Origin of the sequence: Catenulispora sp. MAP12-49 (assembly GCF_041262705.1) — a bacterium.
GTDB lineage: Bacteria > Actinomycetota > Actinomycetes > Streptomycetales > Catenulisporaceae > Catenulispora.
On sequence record NZ_JBGCCP010000010.1, the window covers coordinates 27,297 to 43,865 of the forward strand.

A 16,569-nucleotide genomic window follows, 5' to 3' on the forward strand; every position below is an offset into this window, starting at 1 on the left:
CGGCGGTGGCACCAGCCATGGCGGCCCCGGCACCCCGGCACGCTCAGAAGGGCGATCGATGAGCACTGCGAAGACCTTCGCCGGCCGCGCGATCAACGGCCAGCTCCGCGCCGCCGCCGTGGCGGCGCGGCCCAAGACCCGCACCACCGAGTCCGAGCGCCTGATGCAGCAGGGCCTGTCGCTGGCCGGCAGCCTGCTGATGCCGCTGGGGCTGCTGGCGATCGGCCTGGGCTGGTACGGGGCGGCGCACACGCCCTACAGCTTCGAGCAGGTCGCGTACCTGGTGTCCGGGGGGATCGGCGGGCTGGCCCTGACCACGCTCGGCGGGTTCCTGTTCTTCGGGTCCTGGCTGGCGCGGATCGCGCATCAGCAGCGGCAGCAGACCGAGTTGCTGGCCGGGGAGATCGCGCGCCTGGCCGACGCGATCCTGGCGCTGGAAGCCGGGGACTGAACACAGCGGCGCGGGCCCCGTTCTGCCGAACGGGGCCCGCGCTTCACTGTGTTCGGGCTCAGCTGGTGAAGCCGACCTTGGTCCAGTCGTAGTCCTGGAAGCCGAACGCGCCGAAGTTGGCCAGCGTCGTCTTGGTGGCCCAGATCTGCGGGCGCTGGTACAGCGGGATCAGGCTGGCCTGGTCGGTGGCGAGCTTGTCCGCGGCGTTGGCGTCGGCGATGGCCTGGGTCGGGTCGGTGTCCGCCAGGGCCTTGGTCAGGGCCTGGTCGATCGCCGGGTTGTTGTCCAGGCGGGGGTTGTTGTGGATGTTCTTCGGGTCCGTGACCGACTGGATCTGCGGGGCGCCGCTGCTGATCGGGAACGGGTTGCCGGTGTAGGCGAAGGCGGTGATGTCGAAGTTGCCGGTGTTGATGTACTTGTCGAAGAAGTCGTCGCTGTTGACCGGGGTCTCCTCCAGGCCGATGCCGATCTTGGCCAGGTCGGCCTTGACCATCTGGGCCTCGTTGGAGGTGGTCTTCACGCCCTGCGGCTCGATCCACTTCAGGTCCAGCTTGACGCCGCCCTTGGCGCGGATGCCGTCGCTGCCCTTGACCCAGCCGGCCGCGTCCAGGGCGGCGTTGGCGGCGGTCGGGTTGAAGGCGACGTCGGCGCCGTTGTCCTGGTAGCCGGTCTGGTTGTTCACGAAGAAGCGGTTGTTCAGGACCGTGGGCTTCCAGGTGCCCAGGTTCTTCAGGTCCACGTCCGCGATCTGCTGGCGGTCCAGGGCCTGGTAGATGGCCTTGCGGACGGCGTCGTCCTTCAGCGCCGGGCTCTGGGTGTTCATCGAGATGTGGCGCCAGTCCGGGCCGCCGGCGTAGTGCACGGTGCTGTCGGTGGTGTCCTTGATCTTCGCGTACAGCGCCGACTGCGGGCCGACCTCGAAGGCGTCGATCTCGTGGTTGTTGTAGGCGTCGGCCTGGGCCGAGGTGTCCTCGATCGCCCGGAAGACGATCTTGTCCACGATCGGCTTGGTGCCCCACCAGTTCGGGTCCGCGACCACGGTGATGGTCTTGTTCGTCGCGTCCATGCCCTGGAGCTTGTACGGCCCGGCGGTGACCGGGATCGCGTTCATGTAGGCCTTGTTCCAGCCGTCGGCCGTGGAGATCTTCGAGGCCGGGTACAGACCGGCGCCGTCGAACTGGTCGAACATGGACTTCCAGTCCGAGAACGGCGTCTTGTAGGTCACCACGACGGTGGAGTCGTCGGCGCCGCGCGCGACCGAGGCCATCTGGTCATAGCCGGTGGAGCTGGCCACGTCGAAGCCGGCCGCCGAGCCCTCCTCGCCCTTCCAGGTGGCGACGAAGTCCTTGTAGGTGATCGGGGTGCCGTCCGACCACTTGGCCTTCGGGTTCAGCTTGTAGGTGACGGTCTGCTTGCCGTTCACCGTGGCCTCGTCGGCGGAGACCAGGTAGTCCGGGTTCGGGGTGGCCTTGCCGGTGGCGTCGAAGTGGAACAGCTGCGGCATCATCGTGGACAGCACCTTCTGGGTGTCCTGCTCGTTGCCGTTGTTGGTCATGCCGTTCCACTGCGACGAGTACTGGTCGATCGCGAGGGTCAGGGTGCCGCCCTTGAGGGTGGAGGCGTCCTTGGCGTTGATGTCGTTGGCGGTCGCGACCGGGATGGACTTGCCGCCGCCGGACGCCGAGCCCGAGGACGAGCTCTTGCTGGAGGAGCAGGCCGTCGCCGTGAGCGCAGCGGTCGCCAGGATCGCCAGGATCGCCGGCGACTTCTTGATCATGCTGGACATATCGTTTCTCCCGTAGTGGAACGCTTTGGGTCGGTGAGGATTGAGGAGCCGGTCAGAGCCGGTCAGAGCCGGTCGGAGCCGGTCAGACCACTTGCAGGGCGTCTGCGAAGTGGCACGCCGTGGCGTGGTCGGCCTTGCCGGGACGCGCGATGATGACCGGGTCCTCGTCGCGGCACCTGCTCTGCTCGGCGGCGTTGAGCGAGGCGTACTTGAAGCACCGGTCGCGGAAGCGGCAGCCGGAGGGCACGTTGGCCGGCGAGGGCAGGTCGCCGGGCAGCAGGATCCGCGAGCGCTCGCGCTCCTTGCGCGGGTCCGGCAGCGGGATCGCCGAGAGCAGGGCCTGGGTGTACGGGTGCGAAGGCGTGTGGAACACCGAGGACACGTCGCCGATCTCGACGATGCGCCCCAGGTACATCACGGCCACCCGGTCGGCGATGTGCCGGACCACCGACAGGTCGTGCGCCACGAACAGGTAGCTCAGCCCCAGCTTGGCCCGCAGCTCGTCCAGCAGGTTGATCACGCCGGCCTGGATCGACACGTCCAGGGCCGAGACCGGCTCGTCCAGGATGACGACCTTCGGGTTCAGCGCCAGCGCCCGGGCCACGCAGATGCGCTGCCGCTGGCCGCCGGAGAACTCCCGGGGGAAGCGCGAGGCGTGGTAAGGCTCCAGGCCGACCAGCTTCAGCAGCTCCGCCACCCGCGCCGCCGCCTTGTCCGCGGACCAGCCGTGGGTGCGCAGGGGCTCGGCGATCGCCTCGCCGACCGGCATCCGCGGGTCCAGCGAGGCCATCGGGTCCTGGAACACGATCTGGATGTCCTTGCGCATCTCCATGCGCTCGCGCCCGGACAGGTTCGCCGCCTCGCGGCCGAACACCGCGACCGAGCCGGCCTGCGGAGCCACCAGCTCCAGGATCTCCAGCAGCGTGGTGGTCTTGCCGCAGCCGGACTCGCCGACCAGGCCCAGGGTCTCGCCCTCGCGGATCTCGAAGTCGATGCCGTCCACGGCCTTGACCGTGCCGACCCGGCGCTTGAACACCGCGCCGCGCATCAGCGGGAAGTGCTTCTGCAGGCCGGTGACCGCCAGCACCGGCTCGCGCTGCTCGCGCGGCACGGTGTCCAGGTCGGCCTCCGGGATGACCGGGACCGGGTAGACCTCGTCGATCGGGATGGTCCCGTTCTCCAGCTCCGCGCGGCGGTGGCAGGCCGAGGGGTGCGAGTCCGGACCTGCCGGCAGCAGCTCGGGCTCGGCGTCGCGGCAGATGTCGGCGACGATCGGGCAGCGGTCGGCGAACGGGCAGGCGTCGGGCAGACCCACCATCGACGGCGGGTTGCCCTCGATCGGGGTCAGCGGGCGGCGGCCCTGGTCGGCCGACTCGTCCAGGCGCGGGATCGAGCCGAGCAGGCCGATGGTGTACGGCATGCGCGGGCTGTAGTAGATCTCGTCGACGGCGCCCTGCTCGACCGGGCGGCCGGCGTACATCACCGCGACCTTGTCGGCGAAGCCGGCGACCACGCCGAGGTCGTGGGTGATCATCAGGATCGCCGCACCGGTGAGCTCCTGGGCGTTCTTCAGCGCCTCCAGGATCTGCGCCTGGATGGTCACGTCGAGCGCGGTGGTCGGCTCGTCGCACAGGATGACCTTGGGATCGTTGGCGATCGCCATGGCGATCATCACGCGCTGGCGCATGCCGCCGGAGAACTCGTGCGGGAAGTTCTTGAAGCGCCGCTCCGGGTCCGGGATCCCGACCACGTCGAGCAGCTCCATGGCCCGCTTGCGCGCGGCGTCCCGGGACAGCTTGCGGTGCACGGTCAGCGCCTCGACGATCTGGTCGCCGACGGTGAACACCGGGGTCAGCGCGGACAGCGGGTCCTGGAAGACCATCGCGATGTCGTTGCCGCGGATCTTCGACATCTGCTTGTCGTTCAGACCCAGCAGCTCCCGGCCCTCCAGCTTGATGGAGCCGGTGACCTTGGCGTTGTCCGGCAGCAGGCCCAGGATCGCCATCGAGGACACCGATTTGCCCGAGCCGGACTCGCCGACGATGCCCAGCACCTCGCCGGGGTGCAGGTCGTAGCTGACGCCGCGCACCGCGCGCACGTCGCCGGCCTCGGAGCCGAAGGTCACGTGCAGGTCCTGCACGGACAGCAGCGGGGTGCCGGCGGCGGCCGGATGCTCGGGCTTCTTGGACTTCTCAGGACGCCCGGAAGCGTCGGTCAGCAGCAGGTTCTGGCTCATCGCGCCGAGGCTCCCGTCGAGTTGGGGTCGAGGGCGTCGCGCAGGCCGTCCCCGATGAAGTTGACGCACAGGATGATCAGCACCAGCACCGAGGCCGGGAACACGAACAGGTACCACTGGTCGGTGGAGGCGAACTGCGCGCCGTCGTTGATCACGGTGCCGAGCGAGACGTTGGGGCTGCGGATGCCGAAGCCCAGGAAGGACAGGAACGACTCGGTGACGATCGCGGCGCCCACGTTCAGCGTGAAGTCGACGATCAGGATCGAGGAGAGGTTCGGGATGATGTGCCGGCGGATGATCGTCCAGGCCGGCACGCCCATGTACCGGGCGGCCCGCACGAACTCCCGCTCCCGGATGGTCAGCGTCATGCCGCGCACCACCCGCGAGGTGATCATCCAGCTGAACAGCGCGATCATCGGCACCAGCACCAGCCAGTTCGCCCCCTGGAAGTACGGGGACAGGATGATCAGCATCAGCAGCGAGGGCACGACCAGGAACAGGTCGGTCAGCCAGACGATGACCTTCTCCCACCAGCCGCCGAAGTAGGCCGCGGCGGTGCCCAGGAGCCCCGCGGACCCGGTGGACAGCAGCGCCACCAGCAGACCGATGATCAGCGACTTCTGCATGCCGTTGACGGTCTGGGCGAACATGTCGTGGCCGACGTCGTCGGTGCCGAACAGGTGGTCCCCGGTCGGCCCGGACTGGGTGTTGATCAGGTCGATGTCGCTCGGCGACCAGTGCGTCAGCAGCGGGCCGGCGAAGGCGAAGACGAACAGCAGCACCAGGCCCACCAGGCCCACCATGGCCAGCTTGTTGCGGCGGAACCGGCGCCAGACCAGGGCGGCGCGCCCGGAGCCCCCGGCGCCCTCGAGGGCGGCGGCGAGCGGCTGGACGTTCTCCACGTCCGCGGCGGTCGGAGCGGTCATCACAGGGCCCTTCGGTGGCTGGTGCGGCTGAGCGGTGCGGCGGGGGTCGACGGCGCGGTCACAGCCGGACCCGCGGGTCGAGCACGGCGGTGATGATGTCCGAGAGCATCCCGGCGATGAGCACCAACACCGCGGAGAACAGCGTGATCACCGCGACCGAGTTCACGTCGGAGTGGTTGGTGGCGTCGGTGAACCAGGAGCCCAGGCCGTTCCAGCCGAAGACCCGCTCGGTGATGATCGCGCCGGCGAAGGTCAGGATCGTGGAGTAGGTCACCAGCGTCATGACCGGGATGACCGCGGTGCGCACGCCGTGCTTGAGGATCGCCTGGCTCTTGCGCAGGCCCTTGGCCCGCGCCGTGCGCAGGAAGTCCGAGCCCAGCACGTCGAGCATCTGGCCCCGCTGGTAGCGGCTGTAGAAGGCGATCAGGCCCAGCGACAGCGAGATGGTGGGCAGCAGCAGGTGGTCGGCGCGGCTGAACAGCTCGCCCCAGAAACCGGTCGCGTTCGGGTCGATCTCGCCCTGGTACTGCAGCAGCGGGGTGTCGCCGCCGACCGCCTTGTTCACCTGGACCGCGATCAGCTTCAGCAGCGGCGCCAGCACGAAGACCGGCATCGCGAAGATGATGTAGGACCCGAACGTGATCGCGTGATCACTGAACTTGTACTGTCTGACCGCTTGGAACGAGCCGATCAGGATGCCCGCCACGGCCGACAGCAGGGCGGCGATGGAGACCAGGCGCACGGTGACCCACACGCTGATCGAGAAGTGCTTGCCGACCGAGTCCAGCTGCCAGGTCTTGCCGAAGTCGCCGTGCGCGACGCCGTCGACCCAGTGCGCGTAGCGCTCGAGCACCGGCTTCTGCGGGTTCTCGTTGCGCTGGTCGAGCTCGTGGTACATCACCACGGCCGGGGTCGGCGGGTTCTTCTGCAGGTACATGTCCTTGGGGTGGAAGGCCGTGGCCGCCCCCAGGTACGCCAGGGACGTGGCGACGAACACCAAGACCACATAGTTCAGAAGCCTGCGAACTATGAAGGCACCCATGCCTGACCCTCCGTGCTCTATGCCACAACCGGTTAAGCGGGCATAGATCAGTGAGGCAGTACAGATCGTTCCAAGCCCGTCCGTAAACAGGTTCCCGGATGTTCACCGGGAAATCGATCACGAACAGGACACGAAGTGATTTCTAGTTATAAACACTGACACACTTCGTGAAGGCCCAATAACGGGCAGTGTGCGCATAAGGGAAAAAAGAGACACCGGGTGCGCGGATGCTCACGCGAACCCGGTGTCCTCACCGTAGCGATCTTCGTTTGTGTCCACAATGTGAGAGGCCGTCAGCCTCTCGGAATCCTGGAGTCCTTACCTCTACGGTGTGACCCGCGCTACTCCCAGATCGGGAAGTGGCACGCGGCCTGGTGCCCCTCGGTGCCGTACGGCACCAGCGGGGGCTCGCTCTGCCCGCAGATCTCCTGCGCGGCCGGGCACCGGGTGCGGAACCGGCAGCCCGAGGGCGGGTTGATCGCGCTGGGCAGCTCGCCGACGATGCCGCTGCTGGCCTTGGCCTTCTCCACCTCCGGATCGGCCACCGGGATGGTGTCCAGCAGGCCCCGGGTGTAGTGGTGGATCGGCTTGGAGTACACCGACTCGGCCGGGCCGATCTCGACCAGCTTGCCCAGGTACATCACGCCGATGCGGTCGGACACGTAGCGGACCACCGACAGGTCGTGCGAGATGAACAGGTAGGACAGCCCGTGCTCGGCCTGCAGGTCCTTCATCAGGTTCAGGACCTGCGACTGGATCGACACGTCCAGCGCCGAGACCGGCTCGTCGGCCACGATCAGCTTCGGCGCGGGCGCCAGGGCCCGGGCGAAGCCGACGCGCTGCCGCTGGCCGCCGGAGAACTCGTGCGGGTAGCGCTCCAGCGCCGAGGCCGGCAGGCCGACCTGCTCGAAGAGCTCCTTGATCCGCGCGTCACGGGTCTGCTTGTCGCCGACCTTCTGGATGTCCAGCGGCTCGCGGACCACCGTGCGCACCCGCATGCGCGGGTCCATGGCGGCGTAGCTGTCCTGGAACATCAGCTGGACGTCGCGGCTCTTCTTGCGCCGCTCGCCCGACTTCAGCGCGGCCAGGTCCGACCCCTCCAGGCGCATCGCGCCGGCGGTGGTGTCCTCCAGCCCGACGATCAGCTTGGCCACCGTGGTCTTGCCGCAGCCGGACTCCCCGACCAGGCCCACGGTCTCGCCCTTGCGGATGCTGAACGAGACCCCGGCGACCGCGCTGACCGAGCCGATCTGCCGGCGCAGGAAGCCCTTGGTGATCGGGTAGTCCTTGACCAGATCGCTGACCTCCAGCAGCACCTCGCCCAGCTCCGGGGAGGGCAACTCCTCGGACGTGGTGGCCTCCGAGAGGGTCACCGCCACCTCCTCGCCGGAGCGTTCCGCGGCGCCCACCGGGTGGAAGCACGCGAACTCGTGGCCCACCTCGTCAACCCGCGAGGGCGGGTCCTGCGCACGGCAGTCGTCCTGCGCGTAGCGGCAGCGCGCCGCGAAGCGGCAGGCCGCCGGCGGCTTGGTGAGGTCCGGCGGCATGCCGGGGATCGAGTACAGCCGGGTGCCGCTGTCGGCGCCGCGCTCGGGCAGCGAGTCGAACAGCGCCTCGGTGTACGGGTGCCGCGGGTTGGAGTACAGCCGCTCGGTGGTCGTGGTCTCCACGATCCGCCCGGCGTACATCACGTTCACCCGGTCCGCGCGGCCGGCGATCACGCCGAGGTCGTGCGTCACCAGGATGACCGCCATGCCCAGGCGCTCGCGCAGGCCGTCGATCAGCTCCAGGATCTGCTTCTGCACGGTCACGTCGAGCGCGGTGGTCGGCTCGTCGGCGATGAGCAGCTTGGGCTCGTTGGCCAGCGCGATCGCGATCATCGCGCGCTGGCGCATGCCGCCGGAGAGCTGGTGCGGGTAGTCCCGGGCCCGTTGCAGCGGACTGGGCATCCCGACCAGCTGGAGCACCTCGACCGCGCGGTCGTGGCCCTCGGACTTGCTGGCCCCGCGGTGGATCCGCACCGACTCGGCGATCTGCTTGCCGATGGTCATCGTCGGGTTCAGCGAGGTCATCGGGTCCTGGAAGATCATCCCGACGTCGTTGCCCCGGACCTTGGACATCTGTTCTTCGTCCAGCTGCAGCAGGTCCCGGCCGTCCAGGAAGATGCTGCCGTCCGGGCTGGAGCCGCCGTTGGGCAGCAGCCGCATGATCGACATCGCGGTCATGGTCTTGCCCGAACCGGACTCGCCGACGATGCCGATGGTCTCGCCGGCCTCGACGCTGAAGCTGATGCCGTCGACCGCCTGGACGACCGAGCGCTTCAGCTTGATCTGAGTGTGGAGGTTCTGGACCTCTAGAAGTGCCATGGCCGTCTCACCGCTTCTGGAGCCGGGTCTCGAAGGCGTCGCGAAGGGCGTCTCCGATGAAGTTGCAGGAGATGATGATCAGCACGATGGACACGCCCGGCGGATAGATCATCCACCAGTAGTTCTGGTCCAGGTAGCTGGATCCGTTCGCGAACATCCCGCCCCAGTCGTCGTTCGGCGCCTGCAGGCCCAGCCCGATGTAGCTGAGCACGGACAGCGCGAAGACCGAGTTGGCGATCGACAGCGAGGTGTTCACGATCGTGGTGCCGATGGTGTTCGGCAGGATGTGCCGGAAGATGATCCGCGGGCTGCGCCCGCCCATCATCCGGCAGGCCGCCACGTAGTCGCGCACCTTGATGGTCAGGGTGTCGCCGCGGGTCAGGCGGGTCAGGCTGAACCAGCTGGTCAGCGCGATCACCATGATGAACACCGTCTTGGTCCGGCCCAGGGTGGAGGCCAGGTAGATCAGCGCGAAGATGAGCGGGATCGACAGCAGCGCGTCGATGGTCCGCATCATGATCGAGTCGACCCAGCCGCCGACGTACCCGGCGACGGCGCCGTACAGCATGCCGATCACCGAGGCCAGCACGCCGGAGGCGATGCCGATCTCCAGCGAGATCTGGCCGGCCTTCATCAGCTTGCCGAGTTCGTCCACGCCGTTCTGGTCGGTGCCCAGCGGGTGGCTGGGGCCCGGCGGCAGGGTGATCTCGTCCATCTGCACGTGCGAGGTGTTGCCGTGGTAGACCAGCGGCCCCAGGAAGCACATCAACACGTAGAAGACCAGCACGGCGAAGGCGACCACGGCCAGCCGGTTCTCCAGGAAGACCTCCAGGCCCCGGCGGAACATGGAGCGCGCCGTCTCGGTCGGCTCGATGCCCAGCATCTGGTCCGCGGTCGGAACGTCGTCCCCCATCCCGGGGGCCTCAGCGATGATCTCGTCCATCAGGTGAGCCTCACTCGTGGGTCCAGGGCGGCGTAGGAGATGTCAGCCACCAGCGACCCGACGACCGTCACGATCGCCGTCAGCATGGTGGTGCCCAGGACGATCACGAAGTCGTTCTGCAGAGCCGCATTGATGGTCAGCACGCCGATGCCCTGGATGTTGAAGATCTGCTCGACCAGCAGCGCGCCGCCGACCAGCGTCGGCAGGGACAGGCCGATCAGGGTCACCATCGGGATCATCGCGTTGCGCAGCACGTGCCCGTAGAGCACGCGGCGCTTGGTCGCGCCCTTGGCGATCGCCGTCCGCACGTAGTCCTGGGTGAGCTCGTCCAGCATCGAGGAGCGCATGTACCGGCTGTAGCCGGCCACTCCGCTGACCACCAGCGTGCCCACCGGGAGGATCATCTGGGACGGCTGGGAGAACGCCGCGTGGAAGGAGTCGATCTGGGTCGCGATCGGGATCACGTGGAACTGGACCTGGAACAGGTCCCGCAGCACGACGCCGAGGAAGAACACCGGGATCGCGTAGCCGATGAAGGAGAACGTGGTGATGGTGTAGTCGGTCACCGAGTTGCGGCGGGTGGCCTGCACCACGCCCAGCGGGACGGACAGGACGATCGTGAAGAACAGCGCGAGCCCGACGATGTAGATGGACTGGCCCAGCGTCTCCTTCAACAGGTCGTTGACGCTCTGGTTCTTCTGGTAGCTGTAGCCGAGGTCGAAGTGGACCACCAGGCGGGTCAGCCAGTGCCAGTACTGCATGTACAGCGGCTGGTCCAGACCCAGTTTGTGGTTCAGGACCGCCAGGCTCTGCGGGTTGTAGTTCTTCCCGAGCATCGCCCGCGCCACGCCGTTGGGCATCAGGTGCATCATGCCGAACGTGGCGATCGAGACGATGAACAGCGTCACGATCGACTGGAAGAATCGGCGGATCAGATAGGTGGTCACCGCGACCCCCCGCCGGGGGTCGCGGTGACGTCAGTGCGCTGTATCACTGGGTGTAGTACCAGAACTCAGGCTCGAAGCCCTGGAAGGCGTCCTGACCGGAGTCGTGGAAGTTCTTCGCCACGGCCCACGGCCAGATCTGGTTCATCATCCAGATCAGCGGCAGCGAGATGCTCGAGGCGTAGGACTCGTAGTCGTACCAGGCCTGCGGGTCGGTGCTCTTGATGGTCTTGGCCACCGCGGCGTCGAACTTGGGGTCGGAGAACCCGAAGATGTTCGAGCCGGCTCCGGTGGTCAGCAGCGAGTCCGTGGTCGGCTGCAGGGAGAAGACCCAGCCGCCGTACAGGATCGCGTCCCACTGGCAGCCCGCCGGGCTGCTGGCCGAGCAGCCGACCAGTTCGCCGCCCAGGGTGTTCTGGGTCTTGGTGACCAGGTTGATCGAGATGCCCGCGGCAGCCGCCGACTGCTTGTAGGACGCCAGCATGGTGTCCATGGCCGGGTGCGCCGACGGGTACTCCAGCGTGAACTCCGCCTTGTCGCCGGCGTTGATGCCCGCGCCGCACTGGTTGTCAGCGGTGCCCGGGGTCTTGCAGGTCGCCGGGGTGGTGGAGGTGTCCCAGCCGTGCGCCGCCATCAGCGACTTGGCCTCGGCCGGGTCGAACTTGGCCGCGGCGGCCTTGGCCGCCGGGGACAGCGTGTTGCCGTCCGGGTAGCCCGGGACGACACCGGTGGTCGGGTAGCCCCAGCCCTTGTAAGCGCCCTTGATGGCACTTTCCTGGTCCATCTCGTCCTGCAGGGCCTTGGTGAAGTAGGCCTGCTTGAACAGGTTCCCGTGGTTCTTGGAACCGAAGTTGACCTGGTAGTAGCCGATCGAGTCGAGCAGCGCGCCCTTCTCGACGTTGTACCCCGAGGACGCCAGCGGGTTGCCGGCCTGCAGGTCGGTGCCGTTGTACTGCGGGGTGTCGGCGTTCGGGAAGACGCCGATCTGCAGCGCGTTCGCGCCGGTGGAGCCGGCCTTCAGGACCGTCCACTCCGCGTCCGGGCTCTGGAACGACTCGAAGTCGACCTCGTCCAGGTACGGCTTGTGCTCACCGGTGAACTTGGTGTTCGGCACGATGGAGAAGGCGCCGGAGGTCGCGTTGAAGTCCTTCAGGACCCACGGGCCGTCGACGATCTTCCACAGCGGGTTGCTGGCGAAGGTCTTGACGTCCTTGCCGGCCGTGTTCAGGTACTTCCAGACCGCGTCGCAGTCCTGCTGCAGCGTCGGGGAGGTCAGGGTGTCCGTCGAGCACTTGCCCTTGGTCCCGTTGCCGTCGGTGACGTCCCAGGCCAGCGGCATCGGCGTGACCGTCTGCAGGGCGTTGCCGATGATGTAGTTCTGGTTGTACTGCTGGTCGAACGTGATGCTGATGCTGGAGTCGCTGACCGTGGTGGACTTGATGTTGTCCGGCAGGTAGTTGACCCCGGCCGCGGCGTTCGGCGGGCTGTAGTAGCCCGAGTTCTTCTCCTCGGCCTTCAGCATGTTCAGCCAGAACTGCACGTCCTGGCCGGTGACCTTCTCGCCGTTGCTCCAGCCCCAGGTCGACTTCAGCGGAACCGTGACGGTCAGGCCGTCCGCGCTCCAGGTCGGCTTGTCCGCCGGACCCATGTCGTAGTTGACCGCGAGCTTGTCGTTCAGGCCGACGAAGTACAGCGGACGGTAGAAGTAGTACTGGAACTGACCGGCGTTCTGGGTGCTCAGCTGGTCGCTGCTCATGAACGGCCAGATGGCGTCCGGGCTCGAGCCGGCCGGCCACTCCGCGACGTGCGCGACGCCGCCCTGCTTCGCCGGGGCGGCGGAGCTGGACGAGACGGTGACCGGGTTCGTGGCGTTGTTGTCGCTGCCGCTCTTCTTCGAGCTGCCACAGGCGGCGGCGGACGCAAGGACCGCGATCACACCTGCCATCGCCACGACTTTTCGGGTATTTCTGACGGCCATAGAGCCCTCCCCTTCGACGGAGCCGGCTCGGTGTGTGGATCCGGGCCGGTCGCGGTTTTGTGAGCGCGCCCGACAGCACGACGAAGACAGGCAGTGGCGCCGAGGGTGGCTCACGACCACTCCTGCATACAGTGGCCCAACAAAGAGGGAAAAGCGATCACGGATCGGCAACAAAATCGATGTCAAATGACCTACGGACCTGCTACGGGCGCATGTCCGGGGGAATTAACAAGATCGATACCGGGCGCGGAAAGATCTTCGTTTTCCAAGATCCTTTACCCGTTACCGCAGGTAAACCGGCACCGCCGCGGACCCCTTGGATATCCACCCGTTACCATCGGGGGAAGCCCGCCGTAAAAGTATACGAACCCCCGCATCCTCTCCACCGGGGCCCGGCAAGGGTCCGGCAAGGGATGAGGGGGTTCGGGGGAGGGGATGTCCCGAGGCGGGACACTTGTCCCTAAAGCATCCGCGAGGCCTCCACGGCCCAGTAGGTGAGCACCGAGGCGGCCCCGGCCCGGCGCACGGAGGTCAGCGTCTCCAGGATGGTCCGCTCCCGGTCCAGCCAGCCGTTGGCGGCCGCGGCCTCGACCATCGCGTACTCGCCGGACACCTGGTAGGCGACCACCGGCACCTCGGAGATGTCCGCCACCTGCCGGACGATGTCCAGATAGGACATGGCGGGCTTGACCATCACCATGTCCGCGCCTTCCTCGATATCGAGGCGGACTTCGCGCAGGGATTCGCGGGCATTGGCCGGATCCTGCTGATAAGAGCGCCGGTCGCCCTGCAGGCTGGACTCCACGGCCTCCCGGAACGGACCGAAGAAGGCACTCGCGTATTTCGCGGAATAGGCGAGGATTCCGGTGTCCTGCAAGCCCGCTTCGTCCAATGCGCGGCGGATATAGGCGACCTGTCCGTCCATCATGCCGCTCGGGCCGACCATATGCGCGCCGGCCTCGGCCTGCCTGACACCCATTTCCGCATAGCGTTCCAGCGTCGCGTCGTTGTCGACGGTGCCGTCTTCCCGGATGACTCCGCAATGTCCGTGATCGGTGAATTCATCCAGACACAGATCCGACATGATCACTATGCGGTCGCCGACCTCGTCGCGGACCTCGGTGATGGCGCGCTGCAGGATCCCGTGCGGGTCGGTGCCGGCCGTGCCGCGCGCGTCCTTCTCCGCCGGGACGGCGAAGAGCATGAGGCCGCCGATGCCCTCGGCGACGGCCTCGGCCGCGGCCTTCCGCACCGACGCCAGGGTGTGCTGCAGGACGCCCGGCATCGACGTGATCGGCGTCGGCTCGCTCACCGTCTCCTTGACGAACAGCGGGAGGATGAAGTCGGCGGGATGCAGACGGGTCTCGGCGGCGAGGCGGCGCATGGCCGCGGTGGTGCGCAGACGACGGGGGCGGTCCAGCGGGAAGCTCATACATTTGAGGGTACTCGCGGTTTTTCGGCCGCGAGGCACGACTGCGTGCTCTGTGCGGAATCAGACACAGAGCACGGGATATCAGGGGTAAGTGCGAAGCCGGATCAGTCGACGGCGTCGTCGTATTCCTCGTCGAGTTCCTCGTCGTCGACGATGTGCATGGCCGCCTCCTCGGCGGAGGCCGCGCCGCCGTCGATGCCGACATCCCGCGCCGACAGATCGGCGTTGCCGCCGGAGTGTGAACCCTCGTCCGGCGCCATCAGCCGGCCGGAGCGCCGGCCGCCGACCTGGTCGCCCATCAGCTCACCGTCGCCGCCGGCGTAGTCGCCGAGGCCGTCCCAGTCCTCCGGGAGGTCCGTGACGTCCGGCGTCTCCTCGGCCAGGCGCTCGTCCATGGTCTCCGGGTCGCGCAGCGCCATCGGCCGGTCCGGCGGCGAATAGCCGGTGTCCAGCTCGTCCGGACCCGAGATCAACGTGTCGGAACCGTCCAGCTGCTCCAGCGGGTCCTGGGCGTCCGGATCCGGCTGCGGCAGGTAGACGTCGTCCGCGAAGCCACTGCTCATGCGACTACCTGACCACTTCCGTCCCACGGACGCAACTCATTGCCGTGTCCTTGCCGCGTCCACACCGCGTCCTCACCGCGTCCTCACCGCGTCCGCTGCGGACAGCGGCCGGACGGCGACTCAGCGTGCGGAGCGGCGCCGTCCGCCCGGCCGGCGCTCGGAGGGCCGGTAGAGCGGCTCGCCCGCGGTCAGCGCCGAGACCCGGCGGGACTCGCCGAAGGCGGCCAGCGCGTCGGCCAGCGCGGTCACCGACGCCGAGGGCGCCATGACGTCCACGCGCAGTCCGTGCTCCTCGGCGGTCTTCGCGGTCTGCGGGCCGATGCAGGCGATCACGGTCGCCGCGTGCGGCTTGCCGGCGATGCCGACCAGGTTGCGGACCGTGGAGGAGGAGGTGAACAGGACCGCGTCGAAGCCGCCGCCCTTGATCGCCTCGCGGACCTCGGCCGGCGGCGGCGCGGCGCGCACCGTCCGGTAGGCGGTCACGTCGTCCACCTCCCAGCCCAGCTCGATCAGGCCGGCGATGAGCGTGTCGGTGGCGATGTCGGCCCGCGGCAGGAAGACCCGCTCGATCGGGTCGAAGACCGGGTCGTAGGCCGGGAAATCCTCCAGGAGCCCGGCTGCCGACTGCTCGCCGGAGGGCACCAGGTCCGGCTGCACGCCGAAGGCGACCAGCGCCTGCGCCGTGGACTCGCCGACCGCGGCGACCTTTATCCCGGCGAACGCCCGGGCGTCCAGGCCGTACTCCTCGAACTTCTCGCGGATCGCCTTCACAGCGTTCTGCGACGTGAACGCGACCCACTCGTAGCGGCCGGTCACCAGGCCCTTGACCGCGCGCTCCATCTGCTGCGGGGTGCGCGGCGGCTCCACGGCGATGGTCGGCACCTCGTGCGACACCGCGCCGTAGGTGCGCAGCCGGTGGGACAGGCCCTCGGCCTGCTCCTTGGTGCGCGGCACCAGGACCTTCCAGCCGAACAGCGGCTTGGTCTCGTACCAGGACAGCGCGGCCCGGTCGGCGACGGCCGCGCCGACCACCACGACCACCTCGCCGCCGGCCGCGATCAGCGCGGAGGCCTCGATCGCGACCCGGGCCAGCGTGGAGACCACGGTGCGCTGGGTGGTCATCGAGCCGTCGGCGGTCACCGCGACCGGGGTGGTGGCCTTGGCCAGACCGGTCGCCTGCAGCGCGGCCGCGGCCGCCTCCAGCAGGTGCGCCGGGCCCACCATCACCAGGGTCTCGTGCGCGCCCAGGGGACCGGCGCCGGGCTTGCCGGCGGAGTCGGCGACGTCGGCCAGCGACCGGATCCGCACCCCGCCCTGGCCCGAGGAGCGGCCCAGCGGGATGCCGGCGTACAGCGGCACCGCGGTGGAGACCGCGACGCCCGGGACGATCTCGTAGACCACGCCCGCCTTGGCGCACAGCGCGGCCTCGGCCGCCACCACGCCGGACAGGCCCGGGTCCCCGGAGGTCAGCCGCACCACGCGGCGGCCGGCGGAGACCTCGGCGAGCAGGTTCTTCATCCGCGAGGCCGGGGTCAGCGAGACCGCCGCGTCCCCGAGCTCGCCCAGCTCGCCCCGCTCGTTCTCGGCCACCGGCACCAGGGCGGCGTCCGGGTTCAGGTGCGGCGCGAGCCGCTCCAGCAGCGTGGCCTCGGCGGCGATCACGTCGGCGGCCCGCAGCAGCGCCACGGCGCGCAGGGTCAGCAGCTCCGGGTCACCGGGGCCGGCACCGACGAAGGCCAGCAGTGCCGTCGTCGCACAGGAATCGAGCGCAGAGGCCGAACCTCGCTGTGTAGTCGTCACCATGCCTGCCTCACCCCCACCGTCCGTCTTGTCGTTTTGCATGGAAGCCCCCAGCGCGCCGCCCGCGGCGCCCTCCAGGACTTCGAGCACGTTCACCATGTC

General features: G+C 68.4%; 12 protein-coding genes. 1 reads left to right on the forward strand and 11 read right to left on the reverse strand.

From position 1 onward, the window contains the following. Positions 1-58: 58 nt before the first annotated feature. Positions 59-451 carry a hypothetical protein gene (locus ABIA35_RS19735; protein WP_370335700.1) on the forward strand — a complete coding sequence of 131 codons (393 nt, stop codon included), beginning with the start codon at positions 59-61 and terminating at the stop codon, positions 449-451. 58 nt (positions 452-509) lie between these two features. On the opposite strand, the gene ABIA35_RS19740 is transcribed toward ABIA35_RS19735, so the two are convergent. The 11 genes from ABIA35_RS19740 to ABIA35_RS19790 all read right to left on the reverse strand — a co-directional run bounded on the left by ABIA35_RS19740 (position 510) and on the right by ABIA35_RS19790 (position 16,566). Then, entirely contained in the window at positions 510-2,237 is a 1,728-nt protein-coding gene (locus ABIA35_RS19740; RefSeq protein ID WP_370335702.1) for an ABC transporter family substrate-binding protein, read from the reverse strand. Positions 2,238-2,319: 82 nt separating this feature from the next. Beyond that, complete coding sequence (locus tag ABIA35_RS19745; RefSeq protein WP_370335704.1) at positions 2,320-4,473, reverse strand: dipeptide ABC transporter ATP-binding protein; 2,154 nt, start codon at positions 4,471-4,473, stop codon at positions 2,320-2,322. Continuing rightward, entirely contained in the window at positions 4,470-5,399 is a 930-nt protein-coding gene (locus tag ABIA35_RS19750) for an ABC transporter permease (RefSeq protein WP_370358844.1), read from the reverse strand. The genes ABIA35_RS19745 and ABIA35_RS19750 overlap by 4 nt, the downstream gene beginning before the upstream one ends. A 58-nt stretch (positions 5,400-5,457) precedes the next feature. Beyond that, entirely contained in the window at positions 5,458-6,441 is a 984-nt protein-coding gene (locus ABIA35_RS19755) for an ABC transporter permease (protein WP_370335708.1), read from the reverse strand. A 341-nt stretch (positions 6,442-6,782) separates the two neighbouring features. Continuing rightward, a complete protein-coding gene (locus tag ABIA35_RS19760; RefSeq protein WP_370335710.1) occupies positions 6,783-8,807 on the reverse strand; it encodes a dipeptide ABC transporter ATP-binding protein in 2,025 nt (674 codons plus the stop codon). Positions 8,808-8,814: 7 nt separating this feature from the next. Beyond that, positions 8,815-9,750, reverse strand: coding sequence for an ABC transporter permease (locus ABIA35_RS19765; RefSeq protein WP_370335712.1), 936 nt, complete (start codon positions 9,748-9,750; stop codon positions 8,815-8,817). Further along, positions 9,750-10,697, reverse strand: a complete 948-nt coding sequence (locus ABIA35_RS19770; RefSeq protein ID WP_370335714.1) for an ABC transporter permease — start codon at positions 10,695-10,697, stop codon at positions 9,750-9,752. The genes ABIA35_RS19765 and ABIA35_RS19770 overlap by 1 nt, the downstream gene beginning before the upstream one ends. A gap of 43 nt (positions 10,698-10,740) precedes the next feature. Beyond that, positions 10,741-12,639, reverse strand: coding sequence for an ABC transporter substrate-binding protein (locus tag ABIA35_RS19775; RefSeq protein WP_370335716.1), 1,899 nt, complete (start codon positions 12,637-12,639; stop codon positions 10,741-10,743). 493 nt (positions 12,640-13,132) lie between these two features. Further along, on the reverse strand, positions 13,133-14,104 hold the full coding sequence (gene hemB, locus ABIA35_RS19780) for a porphobilinogen synthase (protein WP_370335718.1): 972 nt from the start codon (positions 14,102-14,104) through the stop codon (positions 13,133-13,135). Between the two features lie 104 nt (positions 14,105-14,208). Beyond that, positions 14,209-14,667 carry a DUF5709 domain-containing protein gene (locus ABIA35_RS19785; protein ID WP_370335720.1) on the reverse strand — a complete coding sequence of 153 codons (459 nt, stop codon included), beginning with the start codon at positions 14,665-14,667 and terminating at the stop codon, positions 14,209-14,211. A gap of 120 nt (positions 14,668-14,787) precedes the next feature. Beyond that, positions 14,788-16,566: a uroporphyrinogen-III synthase gene (locus ABIA35_RS19790; protein ID WP_370358960.1), complete on the reverse strand. Its 1,779-nt coding sequence runs from the start codon at positions 16,564-16,566 to the stop codon at positions 14,788-14,790. Positions 16,567-16,569 lie beyond the last annotated feature (3 nt).

Bases quoted from the DNA above. Each gene is read 5' to 3' on its own strand.
- ABIA35_RS19735 (WP_370335700.1), top strand. From the start codon at position 59: ATGAGCACTGCGAAGACCTTCGCCGGCCGCGCGATCAACGGCCAGCTC.
- ABIA35_RS19740 (WP_370335702.1), bottom strand. From the start codon at position 2,237: ATGTCCAGCATGATCAAGAAGTCGCCGGCGATCCTGGCGATCCTGGCG.
- ABIA35_RS19745 (WP_370335704.1), bottom strand. From the start codon at position 4,473: ATGAGCCAGAACCTGCTGCTGACCGACGCTTCCGGGCGTCCTGAGAAG.
- ABIA35_RS19750 (WP_370358844.1), bottom strand. From the start codon at position 5,399: ATGACCGCTCCGACCGCCGCGGACGTGGAGAACGTCCAGCCGCTCGCC.
- ABIA35_RS19755 (WP_370335708.1), bottom strand. From the start codon at position 6,441: ATGGGTGCCTTCATAGTTCGCAGGCTTCTGAACTATGTGGTCTTGGTG.
- ABIA35_RS19760 (WP_370335710.1), bottom strand. From the start codon at position 8,807: ATGGCACTTCTAGAGGTCCAGAACCTCCACACTCAGATCAAGCTGAAG.
- ABIA35_RS19765 (WP_370335712.1), bottom strand. From the start codon at position 9,750: ATGGACGAGATCATCGCTGAGGCCCCCGGGATGGGGGACGACGTTCCG.
- ABIA35_RS19775 (WP_370335716.1), bottom strand. From the start codon at position 12,639: ATGGCAGGTGTGATCGCGGTCCTTGCGTCCGCCGCCGCCTGTGGCAGC.
- hemB (WP_370335718.1), bottom strand. From the start codon at position 14,104: ATGAGCTTCCCGCTGGACCGCCCCCGTCGTCTGCGCACCACCGCGGCC.
- ABIA35_RS19785 (WP_370335720.1), bottom strand. From the start codon at position 14,667: ATGAGCAGTGGCTTCGCGGACGACGTCTACCTGCCGCAGCCGGATCCG.
- ABIA35_RS19790 (WP_370358960.1), bottom strand. From the start codon at position 16,566: ATGGTGAACGTGCTCGAAGTCCTGGAGGGCGCCGCGGGCGGCGCGCTG.